The organism is Fibrobacter sp. (genome assembly GCF_045601785.1).
Classification (GTDB): domain Bacteria; phylum Fibrobacterota; class Fibrobacteria; order Fibrobacterales; family Fibrobacteraceae; genus Fibrobacter.
This window is the reverse complement of the sequence record NZ_JAZSAF010000043.1, coordinates 1-23,817: the sequence shown is the minus strand read 5'-3', so window position 1 is coordinate 23,817 and position 23,817 is coordinate 1. Positions and strand designations below refer to the sequence as shown.

The window sequence follows — 23,817 nt, the reverse complement described above, 5'->3', positions numbered from 1 at the left end:
TCCTAACCCTTTTTAGAACTCTTGTTTGTCATGGGGAAAAACTGGATGTTCAGGCGGTACACCTCATCCGTTTCGGTTTCCCTCGTAGCAATTTCAATAATGCGCTTGCGGAACGCATTGATTTCAGCGACGATTTCGTCGTAGGCGCCTTGCGTAATGCCAAGCGTCACGCCCGAAAAATGCCTTTCGTTTTGCGGCACGCCCTCGATTGTGTCGAGCGCAAGCTCGCCCATTTGGCGGTGCAGGCCGCGAATCACAGCGGGAGTGACCTCCATGGGTCCGGCCGTAATCGACCTGTTCGTCTGAACGTAATTGCCGTTTTCGTCCTTCTGGAGCATGTTCGCCTTAATCAGAAAATTCAGCGAATCGCTGACTTCGGCAGCGGTAATTTTGGGGCGACACGCTTTTGCAAGCGCCAGCGGCTTTGCACCCGGCATGGCAGGCGCCAGTTCGCGGAGCACCGGATTTTTCCAGCTGTCAAAGTAGCGGTACGCATCGGCCTCGACAACCTTCACCTTGCGGCTTTCTGCCATCGCCACCAGCTTCTGGAACGATTCCTTTTTCGCCTTGTCCGACTTCGCATGATCGAAGCGAACCAGTTCGCGGAAAAAGTCCAAGTCGCCACCGGACAAGTGCATCGCAGCACCAACGCGCTCGACAGCCGCTTCACTCAAGTTGAAGCGTCCCTCGCTCACATATTTAAGGTAAACCGGCGAAGAAAACCCCGCCGCAGAAGCGAACTCCGGCCAGGTAAACGCGGATTTCGCCTTCTTGTCGGCGTAATAGTCCGCGATATACTGGCGGTAACTCGTATATTCAAGTATATCTTTCATTTGTCCTCCTCTTAACCCCCGAAAGCTCGGCCCAAGTTAAGCACATTCTAAATATAACCAATAAATTTTAAAAAATCAATAGTTTTTACAATAAATTTTTCATTATTTTTCAAAATTTTAAGCATTTTTGAAATTTTGATGTAGAAATTAAAGTTTTTCTACAATAAATATGCATACAAAAACAATATTGTGTATCTTCTATCAGAAACGCCATTTGGCATTTTCAACCCTTGTTGCCTTTTTTCTATTTAAATTTGTAGCATGAATTTCTTCACGAAAGTAGACCTTCCCACCACTGATTTCAAAATCGATTACAACAGCCGCTTGGCATTTTTCGGTTCGTGTTTTGCAGACAACATATCATCGCAGTTCGAAAGTCGCAAGTTCCATACGCTCGCGAACCCGTTCGGCACCGTATACAACCCGATTTCTTTGGAGAGTCAAGTCAAGACGATTGCCAATGGGAAAGTTTTCGGAGAAGACGATGTTTTTCAGGACACGCGATGCGACGGGCTTTGGCACTGCTGGGATGCGCACAGCTCGCTTTCGGGCGCGACGAAAGAAGAATGCATCGCGAAGCTGAACGCTGCAACAGCACAAGCCCGCAATTTTCTGCGAAAGACAGATGTCATCTTTATCACGCTCGGCTCCGCATTCGTCTACTATTTAAAGGACAGCGGTAAGCCCGTATCGAATTGCCACCGACAAGACCCCGCACTTTTTGAACGCAGGATGATTAGCGTAGAAGAGGCGGCCAGCGCCATCTGCGAAATCGTCGAAAATCTGCGCAAGATAAAAAATCAGACCAGGATTGCTTCGCCTTCGGCTCGCAATGACGTTGCAAGATTTACAAGCGACAACACCCCCCGCATCGTCTTTACCGTATCGCCGCTGCGACACATGAGCGACGGCGCCCACAACAACACGCTTTCTAAGGCGACGCTTCAACTCGCCGTAGACAAGGTCGTGAAATGCGGGACTGAGATTGCCGCGACCACCTACTTCCCCAGCTACGAAATCGTGATGGACGAACTGCGCGACTACCGCTTTTACAGCGACGACATGATTCATTTGTCTAAAGCCGCCGAGGAATACATCTTCGAGCGAATGGTCGAAACCTACTGCAACGACACCACCCGCGAAAACATGGCGAAAGTGGAAAAATTCCTGAAAATGGCAAACCACCGAATACAAGACGAAAGCTCCCCCGCTACGCAGCAACTCAAAAAGAAAATCGCTTCGCAGGCGGCAGAACTTGAAAAGCAAATTCCGGGACTCCCGTTACGTTAACCGTCCTCAACCCCGCCTCAAAATCGAAACTTTTAGTTTCGGTATAATTACAATAAAATAAATTTAGAATACGGTTATTCCTGTTCGTCCCTTTCCTTGTGCTTCCAGTAGTCAAGCTTGTCGCCATCCATGCCGATATGCCTTGCAATGAAGGCCGGGTTGCGCCCCTGCTTGCGCTGGAATTCGTAATCGCGGAGTGCCTTGAACGCGACGCCTCCCAGAATGACGCACGCAGGCAGGTTGATGAGCGCCATGCCGCCCATCGTGATGTCGGCAAGCGCCCAGCAGGCATCCATCGGAGTCACCGCGCCAAAGAGCACCACTAAGCTGCACAATATATGAATCACCGTCATAGCCTTCTTGCCGGGCATTTTCTTCTTGTTGATGTAAGCAATCGCATTGTGCACGTAGTAGAGGTTACCTAAAAGGGTCGTGAATGCGAACAGCGTCATCGCCACCGTAATGAACACCGGGCCCACCGCACCGAACGTCGTAGAGACAGCCTGCTGCACGTACATGGCGCCTGCGTTCTCGGCAGTTCCCGGCACGCCGGAAACAAGGCACATCAGGGCTGTGGCCGTACAAAGGAAAAGCGTATCGATATACACCGAAAGCATCTGCGCGAGGCCTTGCTTTACCGGGTGCGAAACATGAGCCGCCGCAGCAGCATTCGGGGCGGAACCGACGCCCGCCTCGTTGGAATAAAGTCCACGCTTGATGCCGTACATCAGGCAAGAGCCTGCAATGCCGCCACCAATCGCCTGGAAGTCAAAAGCATCCTGCATAATCGCGACAATCACCGACGGAATAAGGTCAAAATGCGCGATCAGCATGATGACCGCAAGAATCACATAGAAAAGCCCCATGACCGGCACGAGTACGCCTGTCGTCTTGACAATGCGCTTGCCGCCACCGAACAGGCAAAAACCAACCAACACCGCAAGGATAACGCCGATAATCCACGGAGTAACTGACGGGTTGTAGAAGCTGTAGGTTTCAAAAGTCGACTGTAAGTTGTAGGAGCAAAGCAGATTGAAACCGAACGCATAAGTAGAAATCAGGAACACCGCAAAGACGACACCCAGCCAGCGGCTGTGCAACGCACTTTCGATGTAATAAGCCGGACCACCATAGCAGGCGTTCGTGCGATGATCTCGACGCTTGTACACCTGAGCCAGCGTGCTTTCGACAAATGCCGACGACGCACCGACAATTACAAGCACCCACATCCAGAAAGTGGCACCGGCGCCACCGAGGCAAATTGCCGTCGAAACGCCGATGATGTTTCCTGTTCCCACGCGCGATGCCGTCGACACAAGCAGTGCCTGCAACGAAGAAATCCCGCCCGCCTCGTGCGGCTTTTCAATCAGCGTGCGAACAGCTTCCACAAAAAGTCGAATCTGCACAAACCGTGTGCGAATGCTGAAGTAAATACCCGCAGACGCGAGAACGATAATCAGAATGGGGTAATAAAGGACGCTGTCAACCGTGTTCAAGAAATCGACAATCATCGCATCTCCTAACAAAATGAATGCTAAGGAGACAATCTAGAAAAAAAACTAAACCCTCCAGTGCATTAACTGCGAAAGGAGTTTATCAAAAAAGGGCGTCCCCGCACTAATGCGAGGAACGCCTTTTGAAACGCTAATGTCGTGCGTTTTGTATCCGCACGGCGTGCATTAATTACGCACCGAGTTTCGCGCGGATCCAGTTGTTGGCGTTCGCGATAGCACCGGCAATCTTGTCGACTTCCTTGGTGCCGGCCTGAGCGCGGTCCGGGCGTCCACCGCCGCGGCCACCGCAAGCTGCAGCGAGGTCTTTGACCAGGTCGCCGGCCTTGATGCCCTTGGCCTGGACATCCTTGCCCACCATCACGGCGATGCTTCCGTTGCCTTCGCCCTTGTTCGCAATCACGGCGACGCTGTCGGTGTCGAGCTTGTTCTGAACGCCGTCCAGCAAGTCCTTGTACTTGTCTTCGGGCATGTTGAGTTCGCGTACAAACAGATTCACGCCCATCACGTTAATGCCGCCGTTCAAGAGTTCGGCAGCGGCGAGGGTCGCAAGTTCCAGCTTCACGGACTGCAGGCTCTTTTCCAAGTTCTGAGTCTTAGCGAAGCTCTGCTGAATGCGGTCGAGAACTTCGGCATCCTTGCAGCGGAGCTGTTCACGGAGAGCCGTGAGAATCTGCGTACCGGCACGGAGCAGCGAGAGAGCACCGCGGCCAGAGACCGCTTCGATACGGCGCACACCAGCGGACACGCTGGATTCGCTGATAATCTTCACGAGACCTATGTTACCAGTGTTCTGCACATGCAAGCCACCGCAGAATTCCTTGGAGAATTCTTCGTTTGCGCAGCCCATCTTCACCACGCGGACTTCGTCGCCATACTTTTCGCCGAACAACGCCATGGCACCGCTGGCCTTGGCTTCGTCCACGCCCATCACCTGGGTGTTGACCGGCAGGCATTCCATCACCTTCGCGTTCACGATGTCTTCCACCTTCTGGATTTCTTCAGCGGTCATCGCGTTGAAGTGGCTGAAGTCGAAGCGGAGGAGTTCGTTGGAAACAAAGCTACCCTGCTGCTGAACGTGAGTGCCGAGCACCTGGCGGAGCGCTGCCTGCAGCAAGTGAGTGGCGGAATGGTTCTTGCGGATATCGTTACGACGGTCGTTATCGACAGTCGCCATGAACACAGCGCCCATCGTCGTTTCGTTTGCCGTACCCTTTTTCACCTTGCCGCGGCAGAGGGCGGTGTCGTTCACCTTCACGGTGTCGAACACGTCAATCTCGAGGTCGGCAGAAACGAGCGTACCCTTGTCACCGACCTGGCCACCCATTTCGGCGTAGAACGGAGAAGTTTCAAGAACGATGCTGAGCACGCCCTTGTCTTCGCGCCAGCGCACGACCTTCGTTTCGCAAGCGGAAAGCTCATAGCCCACGAACTTGGTGCTTTCTTCGCTGTACTGCGTCCAGCCTTCGGTACCCATCGTGTTGATGCCCTGCTTCATGTTGGCACGGGCGCGGGCCTTCTGTTCTTCCATGCACTTGTTGTAGCCTTCTTCGTCAATCGTAAGGCCCTTTTCTTCGGCGAGGATACCGGTGAGGTCCGGCGGGAATCCGTAGGTATCGTAAAGCAGGAACACCTTGTCGCCCGGCACGGTCTTTGCGTCACCGAGTTCAGCCACGATGCCGGCGAAGCGTTCGAGGCCGGCGTCCAGCGTGCGAATAAAGCTTTCTTCTTCGCTCTTGATGACGCTTGCCACAAATTCCTTGCGTTCGCGGATTTCCGGGAAGGCGTCGCCCATCGTGTCGGCAAGCACCTGCACGAGCTGGCAAATAAACGGCTTCTTCTGGCCGAGCAGGCGGGCAAAGCGGCTGGCGCGGCGCAGAATGCGGCGAAGCACGTAGCCACGGCCTTCGTTGCTCGGGAGAGCGCCATCGGCAATAGCGAAAGAAATCGCGCGAATGTGGTCGGCAATCACGCGGTGCGGAGTACCGGCTTCGCCATCGTTGTACGGAACGCCAGAGAGTTCAGCAATCTTTGCGATAATCGGGGTGAACACGTCGGTGTCGTAGTTGCTGGTCTTGCCCTGAAGAATAGCACAGATACGTTCGAAACCCATACCGGTATCGACGTTCTTTGCCTTCAGCGGAATGAGGGAGCCGTCGCTCACGCGTTCGTACTGCATGAACACGTTATTCCAAATTTCAATATAGCGGTCGTTTTCGCCGTTCACGCCCTTGATGGGGTCCTTGAAGGTTTCGGCCTGGGTAGCCAGGTCGCCGCGGTCATAGTGGATTTCGGAGCAGGGGCCGCACGGACCGGTGTCGCCCATTTCCCAGAAGTTGGAGTGAGCGTCAAAACGCATGATGCGGTCATCCGGGAGGCCGGACACGTCCTTCCAAATCTGCCAGGCTTCGTCATCGTCCTGATACACGGTCGCAAAGAGACGTTCCTTCGGGAGCTTCCACACTTCGGTCAAAAGTTCCCATGCCCAGGCGATAGCTTCTTTCTTGTAGTAGTCACCGAAGCTCCAGTTGCCGAGCATCTCGAAGAAGGTGTGGTGGTAGTTGTCGCGGCCCACCACGTCGAGGTCGTTGTGCTTGCCGGACACGCGAAGGCACTTCTGGCTGTTGCATGCGCGCTTCCAGCCCTTCGGATTGTCGCCCAGGAAGATGGCCTTGAACTGGTTCATGCCCGCGTTCGTGAACATGAGCGTCGGGTCGTCATGCGGGACCACCGGCGAAGAACGCACAAAGAGGTGGCCCTTGGATTCAAAGAACTTGATGAAAGATTCGCGCACCTGCGCAGAAGTCATTATTTCGGACATAGCTATTCCTTTAATTTTTACGGCACAAATTTAGTAAAAAACAGACTATGGAGAATGAGGTATGGGGTCGCGGCTACGCCGCTTTGAGGTATGGGGTATGAGGAGTTTGCCGAACGGTCTGTAAAGGGGAAAGCCTTCCCCCTCGCTTCTGCCCTGCGGGCATACGCTACCCTTTCTAACGGGCGCTCGCCGCCATGAGCCTGCCCCGGACTTGTTCCGGGGTAACGCCCCGCTGACGTTCCCTAACTCCTTGATAGGCGCAGAATTAGATCCTTTACAGAAAACATGATCTGTAAAATGGTCCTTCAGGAAAGCAAAATATAGTCCAAAAAGTCCCTTTGTTCCCACCCCCTTATTTTCTATATTGAGCCTATCAAAAGAACAGTCAAAAGAAAGACTCGGCCGCCCAAATTTATGGCGTTGGAAAGCCGAGCAAAGAAGGAAAAACATGATCAACGCATGGAATGGCTTTGAAGGCGGACTCTGGCAGAACGAAATCAACGTCCGCGACTTTATTCAGCGCAACTACACGGCATACGACGGAGACAAATCGTTCCTCGCAGGTCCGACCGACGCCACCCAGAAGCTGTGGGACGAACTGCAGAGCCTGCAGGCCGAAGAACGCAGGCACGGCGGCGTGCTGGACATGGACACCGACATCGTCTCCACCATCACGAGCCACAAGCCGGGCTACATCAACGAGCGTCTCAAGGACCTGGAAAAGGTCGTGGGCCTGCAGACCGACAAGCCGCTCAAGCGCGCCTTCATGCCCTTCGGCGGCATCAAGATGGCCGAAGAAGCTTGCCAGCAGTACGGCTACAAGCCCAACGCCGACCTCCACAAGATCTTTACTGAATACCACAAGACCCACAACCAGGGCGTATTCGACTGCTACACTCCCGAAATCCGCGCCGTCCGCAAGGCCCACCTACTCACCGGCCTCCCGGACACCTACGGTCGCGGACGTATCGTAGGCGACTATCGCCGCGTGGCCCTTTACGGTATTGACTATATCATCAAGCAGAAGCAGAACGACCTCGCCCACGTGGGCGACGGCACCATGACCGACGACGTGATCCGCCTTCGCGAAGAAGTGGCCGAACAGATTCGCGCCCTGCAGCAGATGAAGGTCATGGCCGCAAGCTACGGCTTCGACATTTCCGAACCGGCAACCAACGCCCACGAAGCCTTCCAGTGGCTCTACTTCGGCTACCTTTCCGCCATCAAGACCCAGAACGGTGCTGCCATGAGCGTGGGCCGTATCTCCACCTTCTTGGACATCTATATCGAACGCGACCTCAAGAACGGCACCCTCACCGAAAGCGAAGCCCAGGAACTGGTGGACCACATGGTCATGAAGTTCCGCATGGTCAAGTTCGCCCGTATCGAAAGCTACAACCAGCTCTTCAGCGGCGACCCGGTGTGGGCCACCCTCGAAGTAGGCGGCATGGGCCAGGATGGTCGTTCCATGGTTACCAAGAACGATTTCCGCTTCTTGCACACTCTGGAAAACATGGGTCCCTCTCCGGAGCCGAACCTCACGGTACTCTACACCAAGCGCCTGCCCGAAAACTTCAAGGAATACGCCGCCTACATTTCTGTGACGACCAGTTCCATCCAATACGAAAACGACGACGTGATGCGTCCCATCTGGGGTGACGACTACAGCATCTGCTGCTGCGTTTCTGCAACGCAGACCGGCAAGGAAATGCAGTTCTTCGGTGCCCGCGCAAACCTCGCCAAGGCCCTCCTCTACGCCATCAACGGCGGCAAGGACGAAAAGGGCGGCCTGGTGCCCGGTATGCAGATCGGTCCGGAGCTCGCGCCGATTACCAGCGAATACCTCGACTACGACGAAGTGATGCACAAGTACGACATCATGCTGGAATGGCTCGCGGGCATCTACGTGAACACGCTGAACCTGATCCACTACATGCATGACAAGTACTACTACGAAGCCGCAGAACTCGCCCTCATCGATACCGATGTGCGCCGCACGTTTGCAACAGGTATCGCAGGCTTCAGCCATGTGGTCGACAGCCTCTCCGCTATCAAGTACGCGAAGGTGAAGGTGGTCCGCGGCGACGACGGCCTTGCCAAGGACTTCGTGGTGAAGGGAGACTTCCCCAAGTACGGCAACGACGACGACCGCGCCGACGAAATCGCCGTGTGGCTCCTGAAGGAATTCATCGCGAAAATCAAGAAGCACCACACCTACCGTAACGCCGAACCCACGACTTCTATCCTTACGATTACGAGTAACGTGGTGTACGGAAAGGCCACCGGCGCGCTCCCTGACGGACGCCCGGCAAACGCCCCGTTTGCACCCGGTGCAAACCCGAGCTACGGCGCCGAAAAGAACGGCCTCCTCGCTTCGCTCAACTCTGTGGCGAAGCTCCCCTACGAGTACGCTCTGGACGGCATCAGTAACACCCAGACCATCAGCCCGAACGCCCTCGGCCACAGCGACGACGAACGCGCCCAGAAGCTGGTGACCGTCATGGACGGCTACTTCGCCCAGGGTGCACACCACCTGAACGTGAACGTGTTCGGTGTGGAAAAGTTGCTGGACGCTCAGGCCCACCCCGAAAAGGCCGAATACGCGAACTTCACCATCCGCGTCTCCGGCTACGCTGTCAAGTTCCTCTCGCTCACGAAGGAACAGCAGGACGACGTGATCAGCCGCACCTGCCACGGCGTGCTTTAAAGACCGAATCGGCTAAACTCTCCTGAGTCCTTACTCTGGAGCCGATTCTCTCGCAACCGCCCTCGGTTAACACCCGAGGGCTTTGTTGCTCACAAAGACCGAGTCAGCTAAAATTCTTAAGCTACGAAAAACGCCCCGGATTTTATCCGGGACGTTTTGTTTTATGGAGGAGAACAATATGAAACTTTCTAGAGCTTAGTCTGCTTCGCGAGTCATCATGAGCTTGCAGTAGCCATCCTCAACAACCACATTGCTGCGGGAAAGCCTGACATTTTCCATTTCCCAGTTACCCTTGCTCCAATGTTCGGTAGATATGACATCGCCATCGAAATCATCCTGCCAAGAGAGCGAGAAGCTCTTGGTTTCCGGGTCGTAGGCATAGACGCGTACATAGTCAATCCACTGGATTTGCGGACCGTCAGCGAGCTCATTGCCCGTAAACTTGCCCACCCAAGCTGCACTTTTCGAAGACCAGAGATTGAAACGCAGAGACTGCTTCTGGGTCAAGAAGGCAACCTGGTCGGCGTCTGCGTGAGAACCGCGGCTCAAGCCAAGTTCGTCACGACGAATCTCGACACTGTCAATTTCCCAAGACACGTATTCCGGAGTCCAAACCATCGTGAACAGGTGGAATTCTTCCGTGGCATCGAAGCCAAAGTCGTGCAGCGGCTTGCTCTCGGAAGTGGTGTTCGACTTGATAGACGGATCTCCTTCGCGGGTAATGATGTTCGACTGCCACATCGTGCCACCCTTACCAAGCACTTCAATGTCGATTTCATTCCAGGGAACTTCACCTTTCTTCTCGGAACCTTCGGCATAAAGGAACATAGAACTCACAGAACCTGGAATCGAGACCATCTTCATGCGGGCTTCAAAGCGGCCATACAAGAACTCCTCCTTGCCGGAAAGTTCCGCACCGTAGTAGCTGTAAGTCACATTCGGGTCAGTCAACACGGAATCCGCCACATTCCCCTGACCATCGGCTAGGCCCTGCTGGTTCTGGTCAGTCTCCGTATCCTGACCAATCTGGTTTGCAGGATCCGTAACATCGGCCTGGCCTTGCTGATTTTGATCGTCCACCAGTCCCTGATCAGTTTGTCCTTGCTGATTCTGGTCGGTCGCCCCTCCCTGATCGGTCTGGGCCGTAGAATCGGTCGGAGTCTGGGCAGTTGGATCGACAACCGTCTGGGTAGACGGATCAACAACATCAGTTGCGGTCGGGCTGGAACTGTCATCGGAGCAGGCCGCAAAGAGAGCTAGCGTAGCAACGGAGAGAAGGAATTTCGTTTTCATAGAATACCTCGTTTCTTTGAAAATAAATATACCCCTTTTTACTGGCAGGTGGTACACACCGAAACACAATTCAAACACATCAGTATCAACTGTACTAAAAACACTGCAAAAATAAACCCATAAGAGGATTTTTCCATCTTATGGGTAATTTTTTGAGAGTCGCGATGTGTTTTCAGCGAAATGAAAAGCGAGCAAGACAATGATTCATTAAAAGCGTACGAAAGTCTAGCAAGAGCAGAAATCAAGAAACTTAATTTCGCTCAAAACCGAGCGAGACAAAGAACGCTTTGGCGTAGCGTATAAATAATACGTGAGCCAAAGCGTGATGCAGTATCGCGATGTGTTTTCAGCGAAATTTTAGCCTTTAACGGCGTCGCCCATGGAGAACATAGGCATATACATTGCAATGAGGAGGCCACCAACAGCGCCACCCAGGAACACGATAATGAGCGGTTCCATCATGCCCACCACGGCATCCACTGCAGCATCCACTTCTTCATCATAGAAGTCGGCCAACTTCAAGAGCATGCCGCCCAGGTTACCGGTCTTTTCACCCACGCCCGTCATCTGGATCACCATGGGCGGGAAAAGTCCTGTTTCTTGCATGGGGTCTGCAATGCTCTTACCACCTGCAATACCAATTGCAATTTTATTGATACCCTTTTCAACTACTTTGTTTGAAACGGTCGACGCCACCACTTTCAAAGAATCCATGATGGACACACCTGCATTCAATAGCGTTCCCAATGTACGGGCAAAGCTCGCCGTTGTCGACTTGATCTGAAGGTCCCCTAGCTTAGGCACCTTCAGCATAAAGCCGTCCCAGGCAAATTTTGCGGCGGGCACACGCATGGCAAGCTTGAAACCCACTATCAAGAGAACCACACCTATAAACAGGAACGCACCGTTATCGCGAATAAAGTCAGAAATACCCATCACCGCCTGCGTCGGCGCCGGAAGTTCCGCATCCAATGCAGCGAACTGTTCAGCGAATGTCGGCACCACGAATGTCATAAGGGCTATCACCACCAGGATACCCACGATAACAAGCATCACCGGGTAGGTCAGCGCCTTTTTCACTTTACGCTTCAGGCGTTCGTTGTTCTCCAAAGTTTCTGCAAGACGGGCAAGAATTCCATCCAAGATACCACCCGCTTCACCTGCCGCCACCATGTTGGTGTACAGGTTGCTGAACACCTTGGGGTGCTGCGCCAAGGCATCCGCCAAGGACGAACCTCCGTTAATGGACTGCGTAATCTTATGGACCACACTTTTCAATTCAGGGTTTTCGCACTGGTTCTCGAGAATGTTCAAGCACTGCAACATCGGAAGACCAGCCGAGCTCATCGAAGAGAACATACGAGTGAATCGGGCAATTTCGGCGGGCTTGATGCCAGAGCCAATCTTGATCTTGATTTCGGTCGGTTTCTTCTTCAGGCTCTGAATCACCAAACGGCGGCGCATCAAAAGGGCTTCGGCTTCAGCCTTGTCCTTCGCTTCGAGCGTTCCTTCAAAATTGTTGCCTTGCGCATTCTGCGCCTTGTATAGGAATTCAGCCATCGCTTACACTCCTTCCTTCACGAACAACTGTTCCAACTGGTCGGGGCTCGGAGAACGTGCAAGGGCATCGAAGCGGTCCACCTTGTGGTTCTTCACCAATTCGCACAGGCACATGTTCATCGTGTTCATGCCGAACTTCTGGCCGATTTCAATCATCGACTCAATCTGGTGAACCTTGTCGTCACGGATCAGCGCACGGATACCCGGAGTCACGTTCATCACTTCGTAGGCCATCACGCGGCCACCACCGATTTTCGGAATAAGCGTCTGGCATATCACGCCCTGCAGCACGAACGAAAGCTGCGTACGCACGGTCTGCTGTTCCCCCTTCGGGAAAGCATCCACCACGCGGTTGATGGTCTGCACGCAAGAGTTGGTATGAAGCGTCGCAAAAGCCAAGTGACCCGTTTCTGCAATGGTAAGGGCGGCTCGGATCGTTTCGAGGTCGCGCATTTCGCCGATGAGCACCACGTCGGGGTCCTGACGCAGCGCCATCTTGAGCGCCTGGGCAAAGCTGTTGGTATCGCTACCAACTTCGCGCTGGTTGATCATGCAGCCCTGGTGCTTGTGCAAAAATTCGATCGGGTCTTCCACCGTCAGAATGTGGTCGTGGCGTTCCTTGTTGATCTTGTCGATCATAGCAGCCAAGGTCGTCGACTTACCCGAGCCCGTAGCACCTGTCACCAACACAAGGCCCGATGGACGGGTTGTAAATTCGGCCATGATTTTCGGGAGACCAAGTTCCTTGAAGGTCTTGATTTCAAGCGGAATAATACGCAAGGCCAAGGCCACACAACCACGCTGCAAGTAGGCGTTCGCACGGAAGCGCGCGAGATTTGCAATACCGAAAGAAAAGTCGCATTCCTTCTGCTGTTCGAAAGTCTTTTTCTGGCCTTCGTTCATCAAGCTATAGGTCATGCGCATGGTTTCGTCCGGTTTCAGTTTGTCCTCGCCAATGGGAGTGAGCTTACCGGAAAGACGAATAAGGGGAGGTGCGCCTGCCGTAATATGCAAGTCAGAGGCGCCACGCTGGACCATTTCAGAAAGAAGATCTTGAATATTGTATGCCATATCAAAGAATATAACTTAAAATGCCCCCCATTTGCCAAAAAAATTCATCATTTTGGCGTAAAAAACTCTATTTTAAGGTTTAAGAATGAAGAAAATACTCCAAAACACAGTCGTAAGGTCCAAAAAAGCGATGGCAGCTCTGTTCCTGCTGCTAGCGGTCTTTGCCGTCTGTTTCACCGCCTGCCGACAGGAGTATTTCCAGACGGCCCCCTCCAAGGTCATCAACTTCAAAGGAAAACTTGTCGAAGGCGGAATATCCCACTACAACGACGAAAAGGGAGTCGTCACGCTCATCGTGCTCACCGCATCGTGGTGTCCCGGCTGCCGAGCAGAACTTCCGCACCTTAAGCAGCTAGACTCCGAATTCAGGGACAGCGGTTTCAAGATCGTGATGATAAGCGAAGATGACACCCCAAGAATCGCATCGAAGTACAAGAAATCGGCTGGAATCCCCTGGACCATGTTCCATTGGAACTACGACATGATGAACGCACTTGGAAACCCTGGAGTCATCCCTGTCAGCTATCTTGTAAACGCACAAGACAGCATCGTAAAAATCGATGTAGGGGAATTTGACGAAAAGGTAATGCGAAAGCTGATTGGGAAGGCCCTTAAGCAATAGGGCTCGGGAAAAGAATCACGTCCTTGATTTCGGACTTTCCCATTGCAAGCATAAACAAGCGGTCGAGTCCAAGTGCCACGCCAGAGCATGCGGGCATTCCCGATTCAAGTGCCGCTAGGAAATTTTCATCAATCGGCGGCAAGGGCTTGTTCATGCCGCGACGAATTTCAAGGTCAGCTGCAAAACGCCTGCGCTGTTCTGCCGCATCGGTGAGTTCCGTATAGCCGTTGCAAAGTTCCACCTGGTCTACAAACAGTTCAAAGCGGCGCGCCCAGGTGTAGCCGTCTTCGTCCACATACGTTTGCGCAAGAGCCGCCTGCGACTGCGGATAATCCAATATAAACTCGGGGCCGTTCTTGGCAAGCTCCGGTTCCACCGCAAAGACCATCAGGTAATCCCACCAGTCCTCACGAGACATAGCCGAACCTTCCGCCGGGAGCGGGATATCGCGAGCAGTGCAGGCCGCCGCAAACTCATCATCCGAAGCCGTCAGCGGATTCACGCCCACATAATTCTTGAATGCATCAATCCAGCGCGTGCGGCGAGCGTTAATGGGACTTCCGATAATTTCAGAAACAAGCGATTCTACTTCGTCCATCAACTTTTCTTGCGGCATACCCACACGGTACCATTCCACCATGCTGAATTCATTGTTGTGGTGAGCACCGAATTCATCTTTGCGAAAAGACTTCGTAATCTGAAAAATGTCGCCGAATCCTGCCGCAAGCAAACGCTTCATGTGGAATTCGGGACTCGTCATCATAAAATGCTTGCCCTCTACCTCAAAATAATCCAACTGAGGGTCGGTGCCCCCCGCATTAGAAAGCACGGGCGTTTCCACTTCAAGCACTCCGCGTGAAACAAAAAACGCACGAACCTTGTTCATCAAGGCCTGACGCTTTATCCAGGAATCACGGGAACAAGTAGGAGAGAACATAGTGTGAGGTGTGAGGTGTGAGGTGTGAGGTGTGAAGTGCGAGATTATTTATTTCTCATCACTCATCATTCAGCGGGGGTGGGTTCTTCTGCAGGGGCTGCATTCACGACACAGCGAACAGAGAGCCAGAATTTTTTGTCGACGGGAATTGCGGACACTTCCTTGTCGGTCGCAAACATAGAACGGGCTACACCGCGGCCATCGCCCACATCCTTACTCGTCCAGAAGTAAGCGCCCTCGCCCTGAATCACCGAGATGTTGTTCTTATTTGCATAGCCGCCAAACATCGCCGTAAACGCATAATCGTCGCTTCCGTTGCTACGGAGACGTTCTGCAGCCACATTGGCGCCACCCGCATAAATTTCAAGCATTTTCCAATCATCGTCCGTTGCCAAGTGCGTGCCTTCGGGGCAAGCAGTCAAGGCAGCCTCTTGCGTGTAAAGACGGCCATAAACCTTGCAAAAGTCCTCTTCGCGGTCATAGCACATCGACTTTTCTTCAATGGCGTAGTTCAGGTTTTGCACAAACCAACGAGTTCCATTGATTTCCTTGACCTTGTACTTCTGTCCATCACGGGTATCTTCGAAATATTCAAAGACGGGACAGCGCGTTTCAAATTCCTTCTTCTCGAGAATCGAATCGACCGCCTGCTGCCAGGATGTGCAAAAACGGAAAAGTTCGCCACCGGGCAGCGCCGTGGAATCGGCCTTGTGCTTGTCGGCCCAACGAGCCACATAGTTCAGGTTGATGACACTCGTATCGGGAATCGAAAGGGCTCGTGCATTCTTCTGAATCATGATTGCATAGCGTTCTGCCGTTGCCTTTTGGGTTTTCCAGTAGCCTTCGAGCAGACCCGTGCGGAGCTTTTCGTACAAGGGCGACGGAACTGAGACCTTAACCGTCGTGTCGATGTAGTGTTCCGGTTTCGTTTCGCAAATATCCGCACGCACGGAATCCTTCGTATTGAGAGCGCGTTCAAGACATTCCTCGATACAGGCTTCGCGAGCAGGCCCCTTCTTCTTTGGGCAGGGAACCCACATGCTCGTATCCACCGATACCTTGACGGGTTTCGCATACGCCTTCGTCTTCAGCGCAGCCTTCACGACGGGATCCAAGGCATCCAAAGCCTTTGTGTTGCCAGTTTCGCCTTCCTTAAGCAAGTAAGAAATCACTGCGGTGCAAGCATCCATCGCCTTTGCATTTGAGCAGGCCTTTGCCCCATAGCCGTATGCAAATTGGGCTGAGCAGTTTTCAAAGGATTCAAAAGGCATCGCCTTGAATATTTTCTCATAAACCTTGACGGCATCTTCAGGAGAAAGCTTTCCGCAATAGATTTCTTCGGCTTCGCCGTTTTTCACCATTTTCTGGGCAGCAACGACGTCTCCCGCATCAATAGCATCGCGAAGTTCCGATTGTGCAAACGCCGTAGTAACAAGGCCAAATGCAGCCGTTCCAACCAGCACAAAAGATTTCCATAGATTTTTCATATAACCCTCATTCTTTTTCCGCACCAAATATACAAAAAAATGTTTTTCTATATTTGAGCCCATGATTGATGCAAATATTGATGCAGAAAAAATCCGTAGCGAATTTCCGATGCTTGTCGCAGGCGATAAGGACGCAAAGCCCCTCGCCTTCCTCGACAGCACGGCCACCACGCAAAAGCCCGCATGCGTCATCGACGCGATGGACGACTTTTACCGCGAGCACTACAGCTCCGTGAAGCGGGGCGTGTACCGCCTGAGCGCACGCACCACCGAAGCGTTTGAAGCTACCCGCAAGAATGTCGCAAAATTTATTAACGCCAAAACCGAAGACGAAATCGTGTTCACCCGCGGCACCACCGAAAGCATCAATCTGGTGGCATGGAGTTACGGTCGCAAGTTCTTCGAAGCAGGCGACGAAATTTTGACTAGCGGTCTGGAGCACCACGCCAACATCGTGAGCTGGCAGCTCGTCGCCGAAATGAAGGGCGCGAAAATCAAGGTGATTCCCGTTTTGGACAACGGCGATTTGGACCTGAGCAAGCTTCCCGAACTTTTGAATGCGCGCACCAAGATGGTGGCCGTCGCCCACGTGAGCAATTCCGTGGGCACAGTGAACCCGATTGCAGAAATTATCGCGACCGTCCGCAAGCTCGCCCCGCAAGCAAAGATTTTGATTGACGCCGCCCAAAGTTCCAGCCACATCAAAATTGACGTGCAAAAACTCGACTGCGACTTTCTCGCCTTCAGCGGACACAAGATGTACGGCCCCACAGGCGTTGGCGTACTCTACGGCAAGTACGAAGTTCTCGACAGCATGCCCCCCTGGCACGGCGGCGGCGAGATGATTAAGAACGTGACCTTCGAAAAGACGACATACGCCGATGTTCCCGCCCGTTTCGAGGCAGGCACGCCCATGATCGCCGAAGTCATCGGGCTCGGCAAGGCCATCGAATGGATTAACGCAGTAGGCATCGAGAACATTCGCAAGCACGAAGAAGAAATTACGAACTACGCGCTGGAACAGCTTGCGCAAATCCCGCAGGTAAAAATCTTCGGGAACCCGAAGGAACGCGGGGCCCTTATCAGCGTAACCCTCGACGGCATCGCCGTAAGCGACGCCGCCATGATTCTCGACGAAGAGAACGTGGCAGTTCGCAGCGGGCACCACTGCGCCCAACCTGTGATGGACCGCTTCGGCGTCGATGCCACGCTTCGTTTGAGTTTCGGCGCGTACACCCTGAAGCGCGACATCGACCGCTTTATCGCAGGCATCAAGCGCGTTCTCCGACTCTTCGGCTAACCAGGACTCGTATGGGAATCGAGAAAGGCATCTTTAACCGCACATCGCTCCTGCTCGGAGACGACGTGATGGGCGACATCTACCAGAAGCGCGTCATCATCTTCGGTCTCGGAGGTGTGGGCAGCTGGTGCGCCGAAAGCCTGGTGCGTTCCGGCATCAAGGAACTCGTACTCGTCGATTCTGACCGCGTGTGCGTCACCAACGTGAACCGCCAACTGATGGCCACCACGAAAACCGTGGGGCAAGTCAAGGTGGACGTGCTGAAAAATCGCCTACTCGAAATCAACCCGCATGCCAACATCGTAGCGCTGCAAGATATCTACGAAGAAGCGAATACGGACAAATTCCAACTGGATACATTCGACTACATCATCGATGCCATCGACAGCCTCGAAAACAAGATGCAGTTATTGTGGCACGCCACGCGCACCAAGGCCATAGTCTTCTCTTCGATGGGCGCCGCCCTCAAGATGGACCCCACACGAATCAAGGTCGCCGAATTCTGGAAAGTCGCCGGTTGCCCGCTCGCCCGCGCGCTCCGCGACAAATTCAAGAAAAAGAAAATGGCGCTCAAGAAAAAGGTGCTGTGCGTCTACAGCGACGAACTCCTGAAAAACCGCGGCAAGAATTCCTCTTGTGGCACCGACGCCTGCATGTGCCCCAAAGTGCGCCACGAAAGGAGCGAAGCCGAACTCCAGAATGCAAACCTGGTCGATCACGAATGGTGCAGCAGCAAGGCGCAAATCAACGGCACCATGGCGCACTCCACCGCTATTTTTGGATTCATGATTGCGGGCCTCGTGATGCAGGACATCTACAAGAAGGCCTTAGCAAGCGCCGAGTAAAAAGCTAAAATTCCGGCATGCTGAAATCGCCGTAAAGTTCACGGCCATCGAACACCCAGACCACCATCTTTTTGCCATCCAAGAATTCCGAACGGTCCTTGAACAAGGTCGGGCCCAAGTTTCCCCCGCCGATACGACTGCGGGTAAACGTCTTAATCCCTGTCGCCTGCGCAATGTACGCGCCAATATTGGAAGAACTGTTCCAACCAAAATCGGCATTGCTATCGCCAATCACCACAATAGGTGCATCTTTGGATCCGCGGTAGCGTTTACCTTCTGCATCCACGGTCTTTAACACGCGCACATCATAATCAGGATAAGAATTGTACTTCAGGTGATAAAGATTTCCGGTACCGGGAACAACCGTATCGCGCAGGAACCATTCTTCCCTCGGAACATCCAAGTCCATCTCGTTGATGGAATCGGCAATCATCTGGGCAAGCAACTGCCGGCCGGCACTTGTATAATGGCTTTCGTACGCCTCGAACATGGGCGTTTCCTCGTTCTTTTCAAGAAACTCTTCTACCGCATCGACAACGACAATACCTTCGTCTTGCAACGCATCTACCCATTCCTCATATTGCGGGGCAACGATACCACCCGACAATTCTTCCGAATAATGTTCCGCCTCGATTTGCAATTTATCTGGAACAGGCACCACCACCAACTTGATACCGCGCGCTTCCAGCGAATCGTTGAAGGCGACAAAGGGCTTCAAATTGTCTTTCCAATCCGCCACCAGATTGACAAGACTTTCCTGCAGAAAAATCCAGTCGCCTTCACCACTTACCGCACAGCGAGCCTCTTTCAGCTGTCCGCCACACTTTTCAATATCGGATTCAATCTGTTCCTGAACTTCCAACGGGATAAGCGGACGAGTAGAAAGGTAGACCATGGCAAGCGCAACAACCGCCACTCCAAATCCAAAAATAAAACCCAAATGTTTCCTAAAAAACATGACAGGGTCAAATTTAGATTTTTTTAGAATCCTTGGCAAAGGTCAGGCAGCCTCCATGCTTCGGCAAACGAACTGCTTTTGCATAAAAAGACGACAATTATTGTCGTCTACATTTTATATATTAAGAAATACTTCCCACTTTATGGGGATTGCATTGTGCAGGAGGCTTTATGGCAGATCAAGCTCGCGGCGAACGAATGATACGAATTTTCGTCTACATGATGGCGCACTACAACAATCGTTACAGCGTCGCCGACATCATGCGGCATTTGGACATTCGCGAAGAAGACCTGCGGAGCGTGCAGCGCGACATGCACGCACTCTCCGAAATCGAAGGCGGCTACATCAAGCGTTCCGTCGAAAGCGGCAAGACCTATTACCAGGTGGCACTTGAACGCGCGAATAAGCTCATATTTCCTGAATTCGGCGATACACTACTGCACTTCATGTTTCTGCAGCGCATTGCAAACATCTATCCGGCAACCTCGAACCTTATCGAAGACTTGACCAAGAGAATCACGCAGGACTTGCCCGCCAAGGAACAATCGACTTTGGCCCATTACGCGAAGGAACTGAACGGGCGTATTCTGTTCATGGGAACGCCCCCGAGCGTTGACGAAAATGTCGGCAAAAATCTGCCGGTCATCCTTGATGCCATCCGCAAAAAACAAAAAGTGCAAATCTCCTACACCGACAACTGGGGTGCCCTCACCAACAAGCCGCGCATTCCGCTGATGGTTGCCATCAACCACGGCGAAATCTACATCGGCTGCGTATCGCAGCACCACCCCGACAAAACATACGCCCTCAAGCTCCGCCGCATTCAATCCGTAAAGCTCTTGCGCGAACAATTCGTCGAAGATCCGAAAGTTGTCGACATTCTCCGTAAACGAATCCGCACCGGTACGCTACTGTCCGGCGACCAGGATCAAGAAGAAGAAAAAGTCGTCATCTATTTCCCGGGATACGCCAAGAACTTTCTGCAAGAACGTCCCTACCACCCCAGCATGAAAATCAAGGAACTGGATTGTGGCGACATACACGTAACCATGAAAGTCGCCGTGAACGGCCTGCTCAAGCAATGGGTCATGTATTACGGCTCCATCGCCGAGGTACTAAAGCCAGCCAAGCTCCGCCAAATGGTACTCGACAGCGCGAAGGAACTGGTGAACCTGTACGAAAGAAAGTCTACTTAATCCTATTTCCTCTCCGCTCTTGCAGCTTTAATTTCCGCTTCAATTTCTTCTTCGCTCATGCCAGCAGAGCCGTTTTTCAAGGCATCTTCATTGAGTGCACATAACGCCGACATAAGAGCGGATGCGGAATAAGAAACCGAGACGTCATTTACAACCATTTGCGGTTGAACGGGATTTATCAAATCAAGAAAGTTTCGAGCACTTATCGCAAAAGGAACATTAGGAAAATGCTTTATATTTCCCGTAACGATATAAGCATTTTTATCACGATGAGCAAAAGATACATCATAAAAGATTCTGTCATCAACATCTGGCAAAGCAAAGTCCGTCGGCGCGACAGGCTCATTTATAGCGTATTTTAAAATTTCATCCACAAAGCGTTGACCGTATGAAACATTCCACCTGAATTTAGAACGGCTCATCACTTCACAATATTCTTCAACAATATTTTCATCAACAATCGGCGTAAAAAGGTGTTTCGAGATACCTTGAAAAACCGCATAAGGAACTGATTGCAGACGATCTTTCGCAAGGGCTGCTGAGACCAATATATTCGTATCAACGACTGCGTAATACACGTTTTTTTCTCTCCGCTCTTGTAGCTTTGATTTCGGCTTCGATTTCTTCTTCACTCATGCCAGCAGAACCATTTTTCAAGGCTTCTTCATTGAGTGCACGTAATGCCGACATAAGTCCAGAAGATTCACTCATCGTAGGATGTTCGGACACCTTAAACGGCAACCCTCTTTCAATTACCGCACGTTTGAAAAAAATGCGAACAGCCGTAGGAATGTCCATTCCTAGACTTTCAAACAAGTTGGAGACCTCGTCTTTCAACTTGTCATCAACGCGTATTTGTAATATTGATGTCGCCATACAGACCTCAAACGATATACAACTACTAAATATAGTATAAACACATTGCAAAAGCAATATGTTTGTATATTTTTCTACAATCCCAATCTGCGGCCCTGATGGTCGTCTTTATTGGCGAGTTCTTCGAGCATATTCTGCAAGATAAGTTCCTTCGTCCGTAACTCAGTTGGCACATATTCTAGCTTGCGGCGAACATTCTGAAAGTCGCTAATCGCCACATTGTCGCAGCGAAGAATTTCCTTGGGGCAATGGCCCCCGAAAAATGCCGTCCATGTTTTTGAAATTTGCGGCAGATCCATATAGTTAAACGCCAGCTTCAGCTGAAAACGCCGACGAATCGCCCAATCCAAGACATTCTCGTAGTTTGTCGCAGCAATCAGCATTCCGTTAAAGGAATCCATCTGGCAAATAAACTCGTTCACTAGCGTCACTTCCCAATGGTTTTTCGCATTGCCACGATTTTCGAAGAAACTGTCCGCCTCGTCAATAAACAGAATCGCGTCACTCCGTTCCGCTTCACGGAACATCGCGCTAACATTATGTTCACTTTCGCCCACATGGCACCCCAGAATATCGCTCGCCCGTTTCACGATAATCTCGCGATCTAGAATGTCGTGCGCGACATGCTTCGCAAAAGCCGACTTTCCTGTGCCGGGAGGGCCATACAGGAATATATTCAGGTTTTCCCTGCGCCCCGTCGCCTTCGAATCTTTCCAACGGGCATCAAAATTCTTGAGCATCGGCACGACATAATCAATATTCCGAATATCTCCACTCGAAATACGGACGCAATCCAGATTATAATCCGGCTTCGATTCCTGTGGCAAAGTCGATATACCCAAAAGTTTTGCATGCGAAGACGCAACTTCGCGAACCACATTTAAAGGCGGCATATCCTGAGACTGCATCCGTTGCGCAAGCCGAACCGCCAAAGTGGCGCTCCCCGCCATCACCGGAATTTCCTTGGCGACACATTCGATTTCTTCGCTACGCATCATCGATTCCGCCCGCTGCGTTTTCAGTACGGACTGCCAAATCGCAATGCGTTCACTCTTGCTGAACGAGAAAAATTCTAGCGAGTAATCGAAACGGCGGCGGGTGCTATTTTCAATCATCGCGATATTATTCGTAATCCAGATGACAGGCGTTTTCAGGCTCTCGAAAATAATATTCAGCAATCCCTTTTCCGCCTTGTTCAAAACCAGGTCCGCCTCATCCATCAAGATGATGCCGTCACTCCGCTCACATTCCCAATCGGCCAAAAGCATCGAGCGCAAGCGCGTCTGCAAAAGGGATTCCTCGCTCATCGATTCTTCACCGATGCCCACCGAAAGCAATGTAACATTCAATTCTTGCGCAATCGCCTTGGCAAGTTCCGTCTTACCCGTCCCCTCGCGGCCATAAAAAAGAATGTTCAGCGGAGAACCCTTCTGGTGCGATTTCAGCATCTGCAAAACAAAAGACGCCTGCGGATTCGTCTTGACAATCTGAGCATAAGGAACACACGGTTTTGCCGTCGGTTTAAAATCCATAATCCGCGACATATCCGAAAACCCGTACAAATAATTACTCACATCGTCCGCCAGGTACAACTCCTTACGTTTGATTCTTAAATCCGTATTGCGGAACGATTCTTCCATTTGAATTAACTGAAACTTAAGAAGCGGACTTTCCTTAGAACAAAGCTCCTGTAGCGTAGCAGCATTAAGCCCCGTCAGCAAGGCAATCCGACTAAAGGCACCACGTTCATTCGGATCAAAAGTTTCCCCCTCTTTCACCCGAATGTTTTCTAGCCTCAAATACAGTCGCTGATGGTTCCGAAGCCACAAATAAAGCACCAGTTCCACGGCCTCATCCGACAAATGGAAAAGACGCTTTAATTTAAAAACACGTTGTAAAGCTTCATCATCGAGCGAACAGCCTTTTGCCAGCTTTTCTTTTACGCAATTTTCAATCATCTGCACGATAATCGGTCGCAGGCAATCGTTCGCGCGCTCCAAATAAGCCATGATCTCAAAAAACTGCTGAGCAAAGCGAACATTCCTGGTTTCGTGATATGCCTCCAAAAGCTCCCGCACCCCATAATGCTTGTCATCAATCGAAGTCTTGATAGTACTCGAAAAATCAACTTGGTCGCGAATCTCGTAAACACGTTCCGCAAATTCGCCATAATAACGGACCGGCAAATAATTCTCGCAAAAACTGCGACAGCAGCCATCCGGATATGCCCGCATAAAGCGCACCCAGTATTCCATAATCTTCAAGTCGATAAAAGAAGTCCTCGACTCCGCCTTCGCTACAGGCGACTCCCCTTCTAACCGATCCAGAGCATTCCCGAAATAATTCTCTGCCGAATTCTGACAATGTAACTGATTATTCCGGAGCGGCGGAGCCGCCAGTCCGGAGAAGTGAGAGCCACTAGTCCGGCCTGACGGAGCCACCTGTTTTTTGCCCTACTGGGCTTCCGACGGGTTCAACCCATACACTTCCCTCATGGACTTGTCAACCGA

The 23,817-nt window shown here is 51.9% G+C and carries 18 protein-coding genes; 6 read left to right on the top strand and 12 right to left on the bottom strand.

Annotated elements, in window-relative coordinates; genetic code table 11:
* Positions 1-2: 2 nt before the first annotated feature.
* Entirely contained in the window at positions 3-833 is an 831-nt protein-coding gene (locus ACKI61_RS06480; protein ID WP_407456942.1) for a TIGR02147 family protein, read from the bottom strand.
* A 261-nt stretch (positions 834-1,094) separates the two neighbouring features.
* Here ACKI61_RS06480 and ACKI61_RS06475 point away from each other — a divergent pair, with 261 nt between their 5' ends.
* On the top strand, positions 1,095-2,123 hold the full coding sequence (locus ACKI61_RS06475; protein ID WP_407456941.1) for a GSCFA domain-containing protein: 1,029 nt from the start codon (positions 1,095-1,097) through the stop codon (positions 2,121-2,123).
* A 74-nt stretch (positions 2,124-2,197) separates the two neighbouring features.
* On the opposite strand, the gene ACKI61_RS06470 is transcribed toward ACKI61_RS06475, so the two are convergent.
* Both ACKI61_RS06470 and alaS read right to left on the bottom strand, forming a co-directional pair.
* Entirely contained in the window at positions 2,198-3,634 is a 1,437-nt protein-coding gene (locus tag ACKI61_RS06470; protein ID WP_407456940.1) for an alanine/glycine:cation symporter family protein, read from the bottom strand.
* 172 nt (positions 3,635-3,806) lie between these two features.
* Entirely contained in the window at positions 3,807-6,455 is a 2,649-nt protein-coding gene (alaS, locus tag ACKI61_RS06465; protein ID WP_407456939.1) for an alanine--tRNA ligase, read from the bottom strand.
* A 448-nt stretch (positions 6,456-6,903) separates the two neighbouring features.
* Here alaS and pflB point away from each other — a divergent pair, with 448 nt between their 5' ends.
* A complete protein-coding gene (gene pflB, locus ACKI61_RS06460) occupies positions 6,904-9,162 on the top strand; it encodes a formate C-acetyltransferase (RefSeq protein WP_407456938.1) in 2,259 nt (752 codons plus the stop codon).
* Between the two features lie 195 nt (positions 9,163-9,357).
* Here pflB and ACKI61_RS06455 read toward each other — a convergent pair whose 3' ends face one another.
* From ACKI61_RS06455 to ACKI61_RS06445, 3 genes are all read right to left on the bottom strand, one after another.
* Positions 9,358-10,455 carry a family 16 glycosylhydrolase gene (locus tag ACKI61_RS06455; protein WP_407456937.1) on the bottom strand — a complete coding sequence of 366 codons (1,098 nt, stop codon included), beginning with the start codon at positions 10,453-10,455 and terminating at the stop codon, positions 9,358-9,360.
* 357 nt (positions 10,456-10,812) lie between these two features.
* On the bottom strand, positions 10,813-12,015 hold the full coding sequence (locus tag ACKI61_RS06450) for a type II secretion system F family protein (protein WP_407456936.1): 1,203 nt from the start codon (positions 12,013-12,015) through the stop codon (positions 10,813-10,815).
* A 3-nt stretch (positions 12,016-12,018) separates the two neighbouring features.
* The gene (locus ACKI61_RS06445) at positions 12,019-13,086 is read right to left on the bottom strand and encodes a type IV pilus twitching motility protein PilT (protein ID WP_407456935.1); all 1,068 of its coding nucleotides are present in this window, start codon (positions 13,084-13,086) and stop codon (positions 12,019-12,021) included.
* A gap of 85 nt (positions 13,087-13,171) precedes the next feature.
* Between ACKI61_RS06445 and ACKI61_RS06440 the strand changes: the two genes are divergently transcribed.
* Complete coding sequence (locus ACKI61_RS06440; protein WP_407456934.1) at positions 13,172-13,708, top strand: TlpA family protein disulfide reductase; 537 nt, start codon at positions 13,172-13,174, stop codon at positions 13,706-13,708.
* Here the strand turns inward: ACKI61_RS06440 and epmA are convergent.
* Together epmA and ACKI61_RS06430 are read right to left on the bottom strand one after the other, a co-directional pair.
* On the bottom strand, positions 13,698-14,645 hold the full coding sequence (epmA, locus tag ACKI61_RS06435) for an EF-P lysine aminoacylase EpmA (RefSeq protein ID WP_407456933.1): 948 nt from the start codon (positions 14,643-14,645) through the stop codon (positions 13,698-13,700). The genes ACKI61_RS06440 and epmA overlap by 11 nt on opposite strands.
* 65 nt (positions 14,646-14,710) lie before the next feature.
* The gene (locus tag ACKI61_RS06430) at positions 14,711-16,132 is read right to left on the bottom strand and encodes an FISUMP domain-containing protein (protein ID WP_407456932.1); all 1,422 of its coding nucleotides are present in this window, start codon (positions 16,130-16,132) and stop codon (positions 14,711-14,713) included.
* A 61-nt stretch (positions 16,133-16,193) separates the two neighbouring features.
* Between ACKI61_RS06430 and ACKI61_RS06425 the strand changes: the two genes are divergently transcribed.
* Positions 16,194-17,432: an aminotransferase class V-fold PLP-dependent enzyme gene (locus ACKI61_RS06425; RefSeq protein WP_407456931.1), complete on the top strand. Its 1,239-nt coding sequence runs from the start codon at positions 16,194-16,196 to the stop codon at positions 17,430-17,432.
* Between the two features lie 11 nt (positions 17,433-17,443).
* Positions 17,444-18,277: a ThiF family adenylyltransferase gene (locus ACKI61_RS06420; RefSeq protein ID WP_407456930.1), complete on the top strand. Its 834-nt coding sequence runs from the start codon at positions 17,444-17,446 to the stop codon at positions 18,275-18,277.
* A 4-nt stretch (positions 18,278-18,281) separates the two neighbouring features.
* Here ACKI61_RS06420 and ACKI61_RS06415 read toward each other — a convergent pair whose 3' ends face one another.
* Entirely contained in the window at positions 18,282-19,235 is a 954-nt protein-coding gene (locus ACKI61_RS06415; protein WP_407456929.1) for an alginate O-acetyltransferase AlgX-related protein, read from the bottom strand.
* A gap of 170 nt (positions 19,236-19,405) precedes the next feature.
* On the opposite strand from ACKI61_RS06415, the gene ACKI61_RS06410 reads away from it, so the two are divergent.
* The gene (locus tag ACKI61_RS06410; protein WP_407456928.1) at positions 19,406-20,431 is read left to right on the top strand and encodes a helix-turn-helix transcriptional regulator; all 1,026 of its coding nucleotides are present in this window, start codon (positions 19,406-19,408) and stop codon (positions 20,429-20,431) included.
* A 2-nt stretch (positions 20,432-20,433) separates the two neighbouring features.
* On the opposite strand, the gene ACKI61_RS06405 is transcribed toward ACKI61_RS06410, so the two are convergent.
* The 3 genes from ACKI61_RS06405 to ACKI61_RS06395 form a co-directional block, all read right to left on the bottom strand.
* The gene (locus ACKI61_RS06405; RefSeq protein ID WP_407456927.1) at positions 20,434-21,009 is read right to left on the bottom strand and encodes a putative toxin-antitoxin system toxin component, PIN family; all 576 of its coding nucleotides are present in this window, start codon (positions 21,007-21,009) and stop codon (positions 20,434-20,436) included.
* Positions 20,990-21,307: a type II toxin-antitoxin system RelB/DinJ family antitoxin gene (locus tag ACKI61_RS06400; protein ID WP_407456926.1), complete on the bottom strand. Its 318-nt coding sequence runs from the start codon at positions 21,305-21,307 to the stop codon at positions 20,990-20,992. The genes ACKI61_RS06405 and ACKI61_RS06400 overlap by 20 nt, the downstream gene beginning before the upstream one ends.
* A gap of 74 nt (positions 21,308-21,381) precedes the next feature.
* Positions 21,382-23,562, bottom strand: coding sequence for an AAA family ATPase (locus ACKI61_RS06395; RefSeq protein WP_407456948.1), 2,181 nt, complete (start codon positions 23,560-23,562; stop codon positions 21,382-21,384).
* Positions 23,563-23,817: the final 255 nt, after the last annotated feature.